Annotated in this window: 18 protein-coding genes; 15 read left to right on the top strand and 3 right to left on the bottom strand. The window is 52.7% G+C overall.

Annotated features, from left to right (window positions below):
- The first annotated feature begins 61 nt into the window (after positions 1 to 61).
- Genes murQ through ABXS88_RS06525 form a run of 3 tightly spaced genes read left to right on the top strand, consistent with a single transcriptional unit; the run spans position 62 to position 3,547 of the window.
- Entirely contained in the window at positions 62 to 976 is a 915-nt protein-coding gene (gene murQ / locus ABXS88_RS06535; protein WP_353674376.1) for an N-acetylmuramic acid 6-phosphate etherase, read from the top strand.
- Positions 977 to 993: 17 nt separating this feature from the next.
- A complete protein-coding gene (locus tag ABXS88_RS06530; protein ID WP_353674375.1) occupies positions 994 to 2,484 on the top strand; it encodes a site-2 protease family protein in 1,491 nt (496 codons plus the stop codon).
- 34 nt (positions 2,485 to 2,518) lie between these two features.
- On the top strand, positions 2,519 to 3,547 hold the full coding sequence (locus ABXS88_RS06525; RefSeq protein WP_353674374.1) for a recombinase family protein: 1,029 nt from the start codon (positions 2,519 to 2,521) through the stop codon (positions 3,545 to 3,547).
- Here ABXS88_RS06525 and ABXS88_RS06520 read toward each other — a convergent pair.
- Positions 3,492 to 4,049, bottom strand: coding sequence for a cofactor assembly of complex C subunit B (locus tag ABXS88_RS06520; protein ID WP_353674373.1), 558 nt, complete (start codon positions 4,047 to 4,049; stop codon positions 3,492 to 3,494). The two genes, ABXS88_RS06525 and ABXS88_RS06520, sit on opposite strands and share 56 nt — an antisense overlap.
- Positions 4,050 to 4,091: 42 nt before the next feature.
- On the bottom strand, positions 4,092 to 4,586 hold the full coding sequence (lspA, locus tag ABXS88_RS06515) for a signal peptidase II (RefSeq protein WP_353674372.1): 495 nt from the start codon (positions 4,584 to 4,586) through the stop codon (positions 4,092 to 4,094).
- 127 nt (positions 4,587 to 4,713) lie between these two features.
- Here lspA and ABXS88_RS06510 point away from each other — a divergent pair, with 127 nt between their 5' ends.
- The 8 genes from ABXS88_RS06510 (at position 4,714) to ABXS88_RS06475 (ending at position 9,127) form a co-directional block, all read left to right on the top strand.
- On the top strand, positions 4,714 to 6,228 hold the full coding sequence (locus ABXS88_RS06510) for a hypothetical protein (protein WP_353674371.1): 1,515 nt from the start codon (positions 4,714 to 4,716) through the stop codon (positions 6,226 to 6,228).
- A gap of 99 nt (positions 6,229 to 6,327) precedes the next feature.
- Positions 6,328 to 6,735, top strand: coding sequence for a hypothetical protein (locus ABXS88_RS06505; RefSeq protein WP_353674370.1), 408 nt, complete (start codon positions 6,328 to 6,330; stop codon positions 6,733 to 6,735).
- A 97-nt stretch (positions 6,736 to 6,832) separates the two neighbouring features.
- The gene (locus ABXS88_RS06500) at positions 6,833 to 7,180 is read left to right on the top strand and encodes a rubredoxin (protein WP_353674369.1); all 348 of its coding nucleotides are present in this window, start codon (positions 6,833 to 6,835) and stop codon (positions 7,178 to 7,180) included.
- Between the two features lie 89 nt (positions 7,181 to 7,269).
- Positions 7,270 to 8,346 (top strand): photosynthesis system II assembly factor Ycf48, encoded by a 1,077-nt coding sequence (locus ABXS88_RS06495; protein WP_353674368.1) that lies wholly within the window; start codon positions 7,270 to 7,272, stop codon positions 8,344 to 8,346.
- Between the two features lie 71 nt (positions 8,347 to 8,417).
- Positions 8,418 to 8,663 carry a cytochrome b559 subunit alpha gene (psbE, locus tag ABXS88_RS06490; RefSeq protein ID WP_353674367.1) on the top strand — a complete coding sequence of 82 codons (246 nt, stop codon included), beginning with the start codon at positions 8,418 to 8,420 and terminating at the stop codon, positions 8,661 to 8,663.
- 29 nt (positions 8,664 to 8,692) lie between these two features.
- Positions 8,693 to 8,827 carry a cytochrome b559 subunit beta gene (psbF, locus tag ABXS88_RS06485; protein ID WP_353674366.1) on the top strand — a complete coding sequence of 45 codons (135 nt, stop codon included), beginning with the start codon at positions 8,693 to 8,695 and terminating at the stop codon, positions 8,825 to 8,827.
- 11 nt (positions 8,828 to 8,838) lie between these two features.
- Positions 8,839 to 8,958 carry a photosystem II reaction center protein L gene (locus tag ABXS88_RS06480; RefSeq protein WP_353674365.1) on the top strand — a complete coding sequence of 40 codons (120 nt, stop codon included), beginning with the start codon at positions 8,839 to 8,841 and terminating at the stop codon, positions 8,956 to 8,958.
- Between the two features lie 49 nt (positions 8,959 to 9,007).
- The gene (locus tag ABXS88_RS06475; protein ID WP_353674364.1) at positions 9,008 to 9,127 is read left to right on the top strand and encodes a photosystem II reaction center protein J; all 120 of its coding nucleotides are present in this window, start codon (positions 9,008 to 9,010) and stop codon (positions 9,125 to 9,127) included.
- A gap of 134 nt (positions 9,128 to 9,261) precedes the next feature.
- On the opposite strand, the gene ABXS88_RS06470 is transcribed toward ABXS88_RS06475, so the two are convergent.
- Positions 9,262 to 9,438 carry a hypothetical protein gene (locus ABXS88_RS06470; protein WP_353674363.1) on the bottom strand — a complete coding sequence of 59 codons (177 nt, stop codon included), beginning with the start codon at positions 9,436 to 9,438 and terminating at the stop codon, positions 9,262 to 9,264.
- Between the two features lie 234 nt (positions 9,439 to 9,672).
- On the opposite strand from ABXS88_RS06470, the gene trpB reads away from it, so the two are divergent.
- The 4 genes from trpB (at position 9,673) to grrP (ending at position 13,936) form a co-directional block, all read left to right on the top strand.
- Positions 9,673 to 10,920 carry a tryptophan synthase subunit beta gene (gene trpB, locus ABXS88_RS06465; RefSeq protein ID WP_353674787.1) on the top strand — a complete coding sequence of 416 codons (1,248 nt, stop codon included), beginning with the start codon at positions 9,673 to 9,675 and terminating at the stop codon, positions 10,918 to 10,920.
- Between the two features lie 7 nt (positions 10,921 to 10,927).
- Complete coding sequence (locus ABXS88_RS06460) at positions 10,928 to 11,434, top strand: Ycf51 family protein (protein ID WP_353674362.1); 507 nt, start codon at positions 10,928 to 10,930, stop codon at positions 11,432 to 11,434.
- A gap of 164 nt (positions 11,435 to 11,598) precedes the next feature.
- A complete protein-coding gene (locus tag ABXS88_RS06455) occupies positions 11,599 to 12,960 on the top strand; it encodes an AAA-like domain-containing protein (protein WP_353674361.1) in 1,362 nt (453 codons plus the stop codon).
- Positions 12,961 to 13,045: 85 nt separating this feature from the next.
- Positions 13,046 to 13,936 carry an extracellular substrate binding-like orphan protein GrrP gene (gene grrP, locus ABXS88_RS06450; RefSeq protein WP_353674360.1) on the top strand — a complete coding sequence of 297 codons (891 nt, stop codon included), beginning with the start codon at positions 13,046 to 13,048 and terminating at the stop codon, positions 13,934 to 13,936.

Here is a 13,936-nt window from a genome sequence, read left to right as displayed (position 1 = left end):
TTTTCCCGTTGGGGGGTTAGCCGGCCCCCTTTCCGCTTAAATTTTCTTTTTCACAATCATCATGCTAGAAGAACGCGGCCATCTCCTGACGGAGCAAATTAATCCCCAGAGTCAAAATCTTGATCAATTGTCCCCCCTGGCCCTGGTGGATTTATTCAACCAAGAAGATGCCCAGACCTTGGCCGCTATCGCGGGAGCCAGGCAAAGTCTGGCCCAGGCGATTACGATCGCGGCTGAGGCCCTAAAGCAGGGAGGACGTCTCTTCTACATTGGGGCTGGAACGAGTGGCCGTTTGGGGGTTCTAGATGCGGCGGAATGTCCCCCCACCTTTTGTACGCCACCGGAATTAGTACAAGCTATTATTGCGGGTGGAGCTGGGGCCCTGGTCAAAAGCTCAGAGGGCCTGGAGGATTTAGCCGAGGATGGGGCCCTGGCCATCGTCGAACGAGGCATTACAGCCCAGGATGTGGTGGTGGGCATTACCGCGGGAGGAACGACGCCCTACGTCCAAGGGGCCCTACAAGCGGCCCAGACCCAAGGGGCCAAAACTATCTTCATGGCCTGTGTTCCAGAAAGTCAGGTTCCCTTCACGGCGGATGTCAATATTCGTCTGTTAACGGGGCCCGAAATCCTTGCTGGTTCCACCCGTCTCAAGGCCGGAACCGCCACCAAAATGGCCCTTAATATTCTCTCCACCGGCGTCATGGTGCAATTAGGCAAAGTTTACGGTAATCGCATGGTGGATGTGGCCGTGACCAATCGTAAGCTAGAAGACCGAGCCCTACGCATGATCGTCGATCTGGCCCAGGTCAGTCGGGAGCAGGCCCAGAGCCTACTAGCAAAGGGGAAACATCGCGTTAAACTAGCCCTATTGATGCATTGGGCCGGCCTTGATAGCAACGCCAGCCAACTACTACTAGACCAATGCCAAGGTGATCTCCGCCAGGCCCTCGCCCGCTCGGCCAATACCCTTTAACCTTTCCGTAGTAATCCATGACTCTCAACAGCCCTGAAATAGCGACCATTGGCCTAATTTTGCTCCTAGCGGCTGGGGTTTTAGTCTGGGGCTTTCAGCGTGCCAAACCCTACGGCCGACTAGGATTATTGGCCTGGCTCCAGTCCCTGATTTTGATGGCCCCTTGGCTGATCTTCTTTGCGCTATTTGCCCTAGGCCTTTATCTGAATCTCGTCACCATCTTGGTTCTACTCCTGATTTCGACGGGGAGTTATATCTGGCTGGGCCGGAAACTGCGTCAAGAAGGCCTGGAAAAGCTCCTCCAGGAAAAGGCTAATCAACGTCTCCAGACCGTCAATAGTGATCAGGAAACCGTCCCTAGCGACCAGGGGACTAATCTTGCCCCGACCCCGATTCCTACCGACGATCTGGCGGCTATCAAAGGTATTTTTGGCATTGATAGCTTTTTTGCCACGGAAACCATTGCCTACCAAGACGGCGCTATTTTTCGAGGGAATCTCCGCACCGATCCAGAGCAAGCCTACGCCAAACTAGCGGAGAAATTAAAGGAATGCGCTGGTAACCGCTATCAGGTATTCCTGGTGGAAGGAACCGATGGCCGGCCGGTGGTGGTGGTTCTGCCCAGCAGTAATCGCCCCCAACCTATGACCCTGCCCCAGAAAAATTTGGCCGTCGTTCTCTTTATTGCAACCCTGGTCACCAGTGGTGAAGCCGCTGCCAGTCTCCTGGGCTTTGACTTTTTTGCCCAATGGCAACGCTATGCCGAAATTCTTCCCCTCGTCCTGGGCCTAGCAAGCATTCTTTTGGCCCATGAAGTCGGCCATTACCTTGTCGCTAAACAATGGCAGGTTGGCCTCAGTTGGCCCTTTTTCTTGCCTACTTGGCAAATTGGTTCTTTTGGCGCGATTACCCGTTTTGAATCCCTATTGCCCAATCGCTCGGCCCTGTTTGATATTGCCCTAGCCGGGCCGGCCTGCGGGGGCCTGCTGTCGATGGTGTTTCTGGTTTTGGGCCTGCTGCTTTCCCAGCCAGGGGGCCTTCTGCAAATTCCTAGTCAATTTTTCCAGGGTTCCCTTCTGGTCGGGGCCTTGGCCCGCATTATTTTGGGGGAACAATTGCAACAGGGCCTGGTGGCGATTCATCCCCTGGTGGTTTTGGGCTGGCTGGGCCTAACTATCACGGCCCTGAATCTACTGCCCGCCGGCCAACTGGATGGGGGCCGCTTAGTTCAAGCCATCTACGGCCGAAAAACGGCCCGTCGCACGACCATTGGCACATTAATCCTGCTGGGCATTGTTGCCCTGGTGAATCCGGCCAACCCGATTCCCCTCTACTGGGCCGTGGTGATTCTGTTTCTGCAACGGGAGTTAGAGCGGCCAAGCTTAAATGAATTGAGCGAACCCGATGACACCCGTGCCGCCTGGGGTCTGCTGGCCCTGTTTTTGATGCTAACGATGCTCATTCCCCTCAGTCCTGGCCTGGCGGACCGTTTAGGGATTGGGGCCTAGGCCCTCCCCGGGGAAATGATCCGGGTCAAACACTGTGAGCGAGTCCCCCCCCTCTCCCCAACGCCAAGGCCACCAGCGCCGTCGTCACCAAGGCCTACCGCCCCCTGGCAAGGCCCCCTACGGTTATCGCAAAAGTCGGGAACGTTATTTGCTAGATCGAGCGGCGGCCCCCGTGGTTAAGGCCTTTTTTGATTACTTTCTCCGCTCTGGCTCTCTACGGGGGGCCGTCCGTTACCTGGAAAAACGCTACAGCAAAAAAATTTCCCCAGCTACGGGACGACGCTGGCTAAGCCATCCCATCTATCGGGGTGATCTGCTCTATGGTGATCAAACCGTGATTGCTAATGCTCACCCGGCTATTGTGTCACGGCAGGAAGCGGCCCAGATCGACCGTCTCCTGCGTAGTCATCGCCAGTATCCCCGACGCAGTGCGAGTGCGCCCCACTGCCTGGCGGGCCTGGTCTATTGTCAGCAATGTACTTCTCGGTATGTCGTCAGTTCTGTCACCCGTCGGGGCTCTGATCAACGCTATCTATACTTGCGGCCCCAGGCCTGTCCTAACCAGCAGAAATGTCCGGGTCTCACCTACAGCCAGGTGCTCAACGACCTAATTCAATATATCTGCGACCAACTGCCCAGGGCGGTGGCGACGGTGGAGCGGCCCCGTGTGGCGGCCCTGAGACAACAATTACAGTCCGAGTGGGAGAAGCGGCAACGGATCTGTGAGCAACTGCCGGCCCTGACCCAGCAGGGGATTTTAGATAGGGATACCGAGCAACGACGTCACTACCAACTCCAGGGGGAAATGGCCCAATTACAGCAACAAATCAACCAATTACCCCCCGATGACTTGCCGCCCATGATCAGCGCCGTTGGTCATCCCCAGTTTTGGCATGACCTGTCCGAAGGCGAGCGGCGTTTTTATCTGCGGGAATTTATTCAACGGATTGAAATTCAGCCCCTGGGGAAAAGCTGGCAGTTAACGGCCCAGTTTTGTTTTGCCGTCCCTAATGGGAGGCCAGACCTTGCCACGGCAGGGGAAACTGCGCCTGCAGGGCCTTGAGTTCATCCCGATGACCGGTGATGGTTAACCAGGGCTGATCTGGGTCTTGACTCTCGGGCCGGGAGAGGACTTGAATCTGTACCTGTTCTTGCCGTTGGGCCCGTCGCCAATAGAATAGACCAGCCAAGGGAGCGAGGCCTAATAAAACCAGGGAGGGCAGGGCCGCCTCGGGCCAGAGAGTGCCAATTACCAGCGCTAAACAGAGAAGCCCCAGGGCCGCCATTAGCGAGAGAAAAACGGCTAAAAATTTACTGGGACTGACAGTGCCTTCAAAGGTGATGCTTTGCGTCGCAGGATTAATGGCAATAACGCGGTAGGCCCGTTGTAAAAGATAGTCCTTCAGTTGATCGAGCAAGTCAACGGCGGACGATTCCACCGGCAGGTAAAGTTGAGCCTGGCGCTCCTTGACCGAAGCACGGATGAAAAACACCAGGCCAATCAGGGAGATAACGGTGAGAAAAAGCGTGGAAGCTAAAACTGGAGTATCAAAAGCAGGGGTCATTGCATTGCCGTAGGATAAAGGGCCAGAATTGACATGCCAAAACTAAGGGCGAGGGGAAACAGAGGAACGGGGAAAATGGGCCAATAAAAGGCCAATCATGCCGAGGTTAATCAACACATCGGCGAGGTTAAACACCGGAAAATTAATCAGCCGAAAATCGAGAAAATCAACGACATGGCCCAGGAAAAACCGGTCTAGACCATTGCCCAGGGCCCCAGCGAGGAGACAGCCATAGGCAATCTGCTCTAGGCGAGACAATTTGGGGGTTTTCCAGGCAAAGATCATCAGGGCAAAACTCACCCCAAGGGATAACCATTTGAGCCAGCCGGCCCCGCCCCGGAAGGCGCTAAAGGCCGCCCCTGTATTGAGGACGTAGGTGAAATGAAAAACCTGAGGAATCAGGGGCCAGGTCTGGCCAGGTTCTTGGAAGGTGAGCACGACCCAATCCTTGCTTTTTTGATCCAGAATTAAGCCGGTGATGGCCACGAACCAAAAGAGATAGTTCGGTTGAGGTGCCACAAAAAATTTTAAGCGCATGGCATTGGAGTCTAGGCTATTCCAGGGGATAAAGTATTTCAGTTCTTTCCAGGAACACTCCTCGTATTTTAGGATAAAGGCGACCTTCGGCTATGGCAGAGAAACCCTCCAGCTTTTCGTTAAATTCATGACTAGTGCCCCCTTAACAGCCCCCATCGATAAAGCGGCCTTGACCCTTATAGGCCTACTATCTACAGCGATTGCTATCTTCGTTGGAGGGCATTGGAGTTGTCAGAATAATGAGCGGTGTTGGCTAGCCAATCGGCCCCACGTCCAGGATTTTACCTGGCAGAATCAAACCCTCGGGGCCAAAGACCGGGCTTTTATCGTCACCTTTGACCGTCCTATGAATCGTCAAGCCGTGGAGCAGGCCCTGCAAATTTCTCCACTCTTACCGGGAAAAATCAGTTGGGTTGGGCGAAAACTAGCCTACACCCTGGAACAACCTATTCCCTACGGTGAAGAATATACCCTCAAATTATCAAAGGCCACTGAGTATTCTGCGGGGCCGAACCGGGACCACCTGCCGATGAAACCTTTTGTCGGTCAATTTCGCAGTCGAGACCGGGCCTTTGCCTACATTGGTACCCAGGGCATTGAGCAGGGACGGATCATTTACTACAACCTGACTCACCAACGCAAAACGATCCTGACACCTCCCGATCTCACCGTTGTGGACTTTAAGTTCTATGACCAGGCCCCCGGCACGGACTCCGTTCAAGAACGACTTCTGTTTTCTGCCGCTGACCGTAGCTTGGGCTTTGATGGCCTGCGACAGCTCCAGCTTTACAGCACTCCTGTTCTGGAAACAGTTCCGGAACAGGCCTTGCCCGAACCGCTCTTGATTCTGAGCAATGAAGGCTTCCAAAATAACCAATTCGATGTTTCAGCAGACGGTAAAACCATTGTGATTCAGCGGGTTAACCGCTCAAATCCTGCCGATTTTGATCTATGGATGCTCCGTGGCCAAGAGCCTCCCCAGCGTTTGAAGGTTCCTGGAGGAGACTTTAAAATCGCTCCCGATAGCCAAAGTTTAGCCGTAGCCAGGGGGGAAGGTATTGGTATCCTACCCCTTCAAGCTGAGGCTAAGCCCATTGATTTTCTTCCTAAGTTTGGCCAACTTCTGAGTTTTTCTCCCGACGGCACCGCAGCGGCCATGGTCAACTTCAACATGGATAACGCCAAAAAGCGTTACCAACGCTCACTGTTCTACGTCAATAACCAGGGTCTTCAGCGGGAATTACTCAGTACAGAAGGCTCTGTCTTAAATTGCCAGTTCAATGGCACCAATCAGCTGCTCTACTGCTTACTCACCAATCTCCTACCCGGGGAACTTTATCAAGAACAACCCTATTTTGCTCAAATTAACTTGAAAACGGGCAAAGTCATCCCTTTAGCAGTTCTGCCGGAGTACCAAGACATCAAGGTCAGTCTCTCCCCTGATAGTCTAGCGCTGCTATTCGATCAGGTGGTTACAGATCCGCGCCCAGATAGTCAGAATAGTTTGAGTACGGATTCAGGGGCCAATGTGGTCGGCGGCAAGCTCTGGCTCCTGATCCTTCCTCCCATCAATAACCCCCAGGCCCAGGCAGAACTCAAGGCCCTGCCCTTAGAGGGGATTCGGCCCCGTTGGGCTCCCTAGGGGACTGCCCTGGGATATGCCCGCAAGGGCCTACTGACCATGGTGATCCTGAGACAAAGTTGCTACCATTTGAGGTGAATTTCGTTGGGAATTTTTTGTATGAACAATGACCCCCAAGGGACACCGGAGACACCAATGGTGGAAGTGATCTCGGACAACCCTAGCTTGGTAACCCAATCAGCACCAGAAACAAAAACGCCCGATGAAGTTGCCCAGGAAACCCAAGCCCTGCTTGAGGCGATTCGGACGAAGGCCATCGACGAAGCCAATAAGGCTGGTACCTTTGCCCGAGACAGTTACCTAGAGGCGATGCGCAATGCCCGTCAGCAAGTCGAAACCCTAAACCTTTTCGACCCCGAGCGCATTGAAGCGGCCATTAAGCAACTCCAAAGCGATGTGGAAAAAGATTGGGAAGGCCTCGTTACCCAGGTTAATGATTTTGGAGACCGCCTGAGTGAATCGGCTAAGGCCGCTTGGGAGGCGCTTACCCAAGACAAGACTAAATAATGCCTGGCGTCGTCCCCCTCCTCTTTTTTAACGGGGGAGGGGGGCTTTTATGCAATAATTTGTTACAGATCTTTTTAAGAATTGCTTCAGCTTGGCAATGAGTGAACGTCTCCCCGAAAAGACCCTAGCGGAACAGGCCAGCGACGACTACGAATGCCGTGCCTGCGGCTATGTTTATGTGCCGACCAAGGGTGATGATCGCAGTAAAATTCCTGCCGGAACGCCCTTTGAGGCCCTGCCAGAATCATGGCGGTGTCCTGTCTGCGGTGCCCCCCGTCGTCAATTTGTGAGTACCGGTGCCGGGAGTGCTCCCTCGGGATTTGCAGAAAACCTGAATTATGGTTTTGGGTTCAATCGCATGACCCCAGACCAAAAAAACCTCCTGATCTTCGGAGCGCTATTTTTAGGGTTTATCTTTTTTCTGAGCCTCTATGGCCTCCAGTAAACTCGGTGGCCCTCTTCCCCTAGGGATGACCGGCTGGCTCGGCATTGATTGCGTATGATTGAAACCTTAAGCTTTAAATTTTTTCGGCAATGTCTATTACTTCCCTTGGGCGTCAGTTGAAGTCTTTGCTTCTCTTGCTAACCCTTTCCCTTCTTTGTATCAGTTGCAGTAAAGTTCCAGACTTGGGTTCCAATCCCTGGTCAGTTATTGCCCTGGATACGGACTCCACCTTTGCGGATTTGGCTTTTACCGCTGATCCCCAGCATGGTTGGCTGGTTGGTACGAAGGAAACGATCTTTGAAACCACCGATGGTGGCGACACCTGGCAACAGCGAGGCATTGACCTTGCGGGCGAAAAGGCTAGTTTTACCGCCGTGAGCTTCAGTGGCCAGGAAGGGTGGATCACCGGCAAGCCTTCTATTCTGCTTCATACCACCGATGGTGGGGCGACTTGGGCCCGCATTCCCCTCAGTGAAAAATTACCCGGTGCCCCCTATAGCATTATTGCCCTTGGCCCCAATACCGCCGAAATGATTACCGACCTCGGGGCCATCTACAAAACCAGTAACGGGGGTAAAACCTGGAAGGCTTTAGTCGAAGGGGCCGTGGGGGTGGCTCGCACCATTGAACGTAGTGCTGATGGCCGCTATGTCGCCGTATCTGCTCGGGGGAACTTCTACTCGACTTGGGAGCCCGGCCAGAGCGAATGGACGCCCCACAACCGCAATTCCTCCCGTCGCCTCCAGAAAATGGGCTACGGCCAGGAAGGCCAACTCTGGCTATTGGCGCGGGGCGGCCAACTACAATTCAGTAATGATCCCAGCACCGAAGTCTGGAGTGAAGTCATTTCTCCCCAGGCCAAGAGTAGTTGGGGCCTGCTGGATTTGGGCTTTCGTACTCCCGAAGAAGTTTGGGTAGCCGGCGGTAGTGGCAACCTCCTCGTCAGTACAGATGGGGGATTGACCTGGGCCAAGGATCAGGCATTGGAAAATACACCAGCCAACCTCTATCGTATTTTGTTCTTGTCAGAGGATAAGGGTTTTGTGCTGGGCCAAAATGGTATCCTCCTGAAGTATCAGCCAGTGATCAGCGCGGCCCCCAGTGAAGCCCTGCCGACAGCGGACACGGCCGAAGACACCCCAGAGGAATCCCCAACCGGGGTCTGAAGCAGGGGGCGGTTGGGCGGATTCTGGTAAAATAATCACAACCTTTGCAATTTTTTAAGAGGAGAACAGTCATGGCTGGTTCAACTGGAGAACGCCCATTCTCAGACATTGTTACAAGTATTCGCTACTGGGTGATCCACAGTATCACAATCCCGATGCTGTTTATTGCGGGTTGGTTATTTGTTAGTACTGGGCTCGCCTACGACGTCTTTGGCACGCCCCGTCCCAACGAATATTTCACCCAAACGCGCCAAGAACTTCCCATTATCGAAAACCGCTACGGAGCCGGTGGAGATATTCAACGCTTTAATCAATAGTTTGAACCTTCAAAATCAGGTAATAAATAATGGCTACAAACAATCCTAATCAACCGATTACATACCCCATTTTTACGGTTCGCTGGCTATCGGTACATGCCCTTGCCGTTCCCACCGTCTTTTTTATCGGGGCCATTGCCGCGATGCAGTTTATTCAACGTTAGGAGAACGCCCCATGGAAAGAAACCAAAACCCCAATCGTCAACCCGTTGAACTGAATCGGACATCCCTGTTCCTGGGACTTCTGTTAGTTGCTGTTCTCGGTATTCTGTTCTCAAGCTATTTCTTTAACTAAGAACTAACCAAACTTACCCCCAGACAGGGGACATCATCAGGAGAATTTTATGTTCGCAGAAGGTAGAATCCCTTTGTGGGTTGTTGCTGTCGTTGCTGGAATGGGCGTGATTGCCGTCGTCGGCCTCTTTTTCTATGGTGCCTATGCTGGTCTCGGATCTTCCATGTAATCGAGCCGTAGAAGCATGACTGCTCCCAGGGAGCAAACAAAAACCGTCCGGCCTAATTCATTGGGCTTTGACGGTTTTTTCCTGGTATAGGGGGCGATAACGAAGACCCAAAGGAATTAGGAGGCGACTTTTCCTTAAGGACTCGAATGACTTTCCGAAGCACTCTTGCGCCAACAATGTTCTAGATGTTCAATTTTATAGCTGTACCAAAAGCGACGGGGTTTCCAAACGGCAATTTGGGGTTCAGAGAAAAGGGGTTGATTGAGATACTGCCAGACGGCTCCCCCAACCTGTCTGAATTTCCAAAACATGGTAGTGTGGTCTCCTGGAATAAATTGAGTGGTGAGGTATGGTCAATAATGGCGGGATGGCCATACACCCAAATTTTCTCACTCCTTTTTGGCTTTGGTAGAGGAACTTCACAGCTTGTAATAAACCGCTTGTAGCTTCCCTCTGGTACTGCGTTTCCCTGGATTAACCCCAGGGCTTAGAATACAGTTAATCTAGAAAAGTACCTGCATAACGTACCCATTCTTTTCATCGTAATTGTGACTACTACGCCCCTCCCCCAGAATTCGGCTCCCGCCCCTACCTATCCCGATGCCTTCGGGCGTTTTGGGCAGTATGGTGGGAAATACGTTCCTGAAACCTTGATGCCGGCCCTGAGCGAATTAGAAAGCGCCTATGCTCGCTACCAAAACGAGGCAGATTTTCAGACGGAATTAGCAGGCCTGCTCCGAGACTACGTGGGTCGGCCCAGTCCCCTCTACTTTGCGGAACGTTTGAGTGCCCACTACGCCAATCCCAACGGCAGTAGCCCCCAGATTTATCTAAAGCGCGAAGACCTCAATCATACTGGGGCCCACAAGATTAACAACGCCCTCGGTCAAGTCCTATTGGCCAAACGCATGGGCAAAAAACGTATCATTGCTGAAACCGGAGCTGGTCAGCATGGTGTCGCTACAGCCACGGTCTGTGCCCGTTTTGGTCTGGAGTGTATTATCTATATGGGCGTCCAGGATATTGAACGCCAGAAGCTAAATGTGTTTCGCATGAACTTGTTGGGGGCTAAAGTAGAGCCGGTAGCGGCGGGAACCGGAACCCTGAAGGATGCCACCTCCGAGGCGATTCGGGATTGGGTCACCAATGTGGAAACCACCCACTACATTCTCGGTTCCGTGGCCGGCCCCCATCCCTATCCGATGATGGTGCGGGATTTCCATCGGGTGATTGGGGAAGAAACCCGGCGGCAATGCCAGGAAAAATGGGGCGGATTACCCGATATTCTCCTTGCCTGTGTTGGGGGCGGTTCCAATGCCATGGGCCTATTTGCCGACTTTGTTGGGGATCCCAGCGTTCGTCTGATCGGTGTCGAGGCCGCTGGAGAAGGGGTTACTTCCGGTAAACATGCGGCAACCTTAACCCTAGGTCAACCGGGAGTTCTGCACGGGGCCATGAGTTATCTGTTACAGGATAGTGAGGGCCAGGTGGTCGAGGCCCATTCCATTAGCGCTGGCTTGGATTACCCTGGCGTCGGGCCCGAGCATAGTTTCTTAAAAGACACGGGCCGGGCCGAATACTATAGTGTGACCGACCAGGAGGCCCTAGCGGCCCTGCAACGCCTATCAGAGTTAGAGGGCATTATTCCGGCCCTGGAAACGGCCCACGCCATTGCCTACTTGGAAAGCCTTTGTCCTCAATTGAGCGGCAGTCCTCGGATTGTGATTAATTGCTCTGGCCGGGGCGATAAGGACGTACAAACCGTTGCCAAATATCTTGGGATGGAGATTTAGTTAAGCCATGGACTTTGCAACGTATACTCAATGGTCTCTCTACGGAACCCTTCTGGCCCTGATTCTGATGCTACTGGCCCTCATTTTAAAATGGGGTATTCGTTTCCGCTTAGTAGGGATTACGGGCTTTATGGCAGTTCTTACTATTGGCCTCTGGGGGCTGAGCTTGGGGCTTTTTGAGCGGGCGGAGGTTCCCGGTTCTGTTAAGTTTAGCCGGGTCTACGACAATGGAGCCAATCAAATTGTGATTAGCGTTCCCACCAGTGTGACTCCCCAGACCTTAGAGGCAACCCTATTACAGGCAGCCAATACCTACTTTTCCTACGGCCGCGGGGCCAAGGGAGGAGACAACCAACTGACCATTCGTGCTCGGGCCCTGATTCACCCTCAACCGGGCCTGTCTAAACCGCTGTACCTCGGACAACTCCAGCGGCCTCTGGGGAGTCAGGATGACAGTCAAACCAAAGTGGAAATTAATAAAAAGGCCTTTGCCCAACTGCCAAAAGTCAGCTAGGAGGAATGTCGTTTCAAGACAATGGTCTTCCCCTGGGCTTCCGCCGGTTTCGGGCTGGTTTGTTATTGTCGTTAGCTTCAATCAGGGGCTTCCCCAAAAAGCGGTTTCTATTTGTACCCTAGAGGGATAGTCAATTCGCCTGCGTTATTGCGATCTAAACGCCCATGAAACCCCAAGGCTGGGATCAATTTTTACGAGACATCACCAACGATTACGACATCCACGGCAAACTGAAGGAAGTCTTTTTAGCACGGTTTGCCTACGAAAATTGGCGTAAATCGGATCTCGAGGTCTGGGAAATTGCCGAGGCGGCCAGCCATGAGACCTACAAAAAGCAGATGACCCAGATCTACAGCTTTTTTGCCAAGGACCGGCCCCAGGGTTGTCCCGAATTAGACCCCTCCAGCAAAGGGCCGGGGAAATTTCAGATTCTGCGGGAGTGGTTTAAGGATACTCAATACCCCCAATGGTTATCGGCCCAAGGGACGGCCCTGGCGTCCTCTCCCTTAATGCCCTTGGCGGTACCTCGCATCGGGGACAATAGCCTTTACATTTCTCGGCCTCCGATTGAAAGTGAGTGCCTGCAGGAATTGACTCGGCCGGGGGCCCTTTTGCGGATTAAAGCCCCCGAAAAAATGGGCAAAACCGCCCTCCTCAAGCTCCTCCTCCAGCAAGCTGAGCAGGGCCAGTATCGAACAGTGTATCTCAATCTCCAGGCCGCTGAAAGTTCGATGTTCAGCAGTCTCGATAAATTTTTACGCTGGTTTTGTGCCAACGTCAGTCGAGAATTGGCCCTCAAACCCCAATTGGATGATTACTGGGACGAAGAACTATTTGGTAGTCTGGTGAGTTGTAAAACCTACTTTCAAAGCTGTTTGCTGGAGACTTCGGATCAGCCCCTGGTACTCGGGCTAGATAACCTAGATCGGCTGTTTGATTACCCCGTTATTGCCGAGGATTTCCTGCCGATGTTGCGCTACTGGCACGAAGAAAGTAATAATCTACCGGCCTGGCAAAACCTGCGTTTGATTTTGGCCAATTCCACAGAAGCCTACCTCAAGCTAGAAGCCAATCAATCTCCCTTTAATGTGGGTAAACAGGTAAAGTTACCTGGTTTTAACCTAGCTCAGGTCACAGAATTAGTCGGTCTACTCAGCTTCGATTCTACCAATTTAGACGCTCTACAACCCCACCTGGAAGCACTAACGGCCCTGGTGGGGGGCCATCCCTACCTCATTCGTTTGGCCTTAAACCAGGTCGGCTCCCTCAATCTCGGCCAAATTTTAGTGGAAGCCCCAACCCAAGGGGGAATCTACAGCGCCCACCTGCGACGCCATTGGAGTCATCTCCAGGCCAATCTCAGTCTAGCCACAGCGATGAAACAGGTGATTAGCCAGGCCCAGCCCGTCCAATTAGAGCCTACGGCCGCCTATCGTCTAGAAAGCATGGGTCTGATTACCCTCCTCGGTGACCTGGCCCAGGTCAGTTGTCCCCTCTACCAACGCTATTTTGCTGATCATCTCTAGGAGCCAAAATTTAAGAAAGGCCACGGAGCTCTTTTCCCAACCGATAACTGCCGCTACACTAGGGGCAAATTACCTTTGACAAAGAATGTTTAAAAAGCTTGCGATTCCGGCTCTGAGCTTTCTCCTCTTTCTGGCTGCGACCCCGGCTAGTCAGGCGGAAACCGTGCTTGAAAAAACGGCTCGGACAGGAGTATTAACCCTGGGAACCCCCCTCAACCTCGTTCCCTACTCCTACATCAACGACAAAAATGAGCTCGTTGGCCTCTCCATTGATATGGCTAATCTGATTCGGGCAGAAGTGGAGCGGGAATTAGGAAAACCCATTCGCTTAGAAATGGTTGAAGCCTCGGATGTGACCACCGCTATCCCCAAACTACTCAGTGGTGAAATTGACCTGGCCTGTAATACGGCGTTTACCTGGGAACGAGATAGATTTGTTGACTTTACCATTAGCTATTCGGTTACAGGGATCCGTTTGCTCGTTCCCCACAGTAGCCCGATCAAATCGGAGGAAAACCTCATGGGTAAACGCATTGCCGTGGTGCCTAATTCCGTCGCTGAAAAAACAGTGAAATTAGCCCAACCGAAAGCCATCTTAGTGCCTGTAGCTACTCTAGAGGAAGGCATTCTGGCCCTGAAAAATAAAAAAGTAGACGGGGTAGCCGGGGATGGTCTGCTGCTAGACGGACAACGTCAGGCCCTGGGGGTGACCGATACGCACCTGATACCCGATAAACCCTATATGAGCTACGGTATTGCCTGTATGCTTCCTCAAAATAACCCCGCCTTTCTAAGATCTGCCAATCGAGCGATCGTGCGCCTCGCCGAAAACTATGTCCGGGGAGACCAAGCAACGGTGGCGGCGGTTCAGCAATGGATTGGCCCAGAAGGGGTTGCCAAGGTTGATCCAGAAAAAATCAAGAGCTTTATGGGATATATCCTAGTGACCCACGAACAAATTCCTCCCAAGCCTTAA

Origin of the sequence: Synechocystis sp. LKSZ1 (assembly GCF_040436315.1) — a bacterium.
In the GTDB taxonomy this organism is placed as follows: domain Bacteria; phylum Cyanobacteriota; class Cyanobacteriia; order Cyanobacteriales; family Microcystaceae; genus Synechocystis.
Note: the sequence above shows the minus strand (reverse complement) of the source record. Positions and strands in the feature narration are given on the sequence as shown.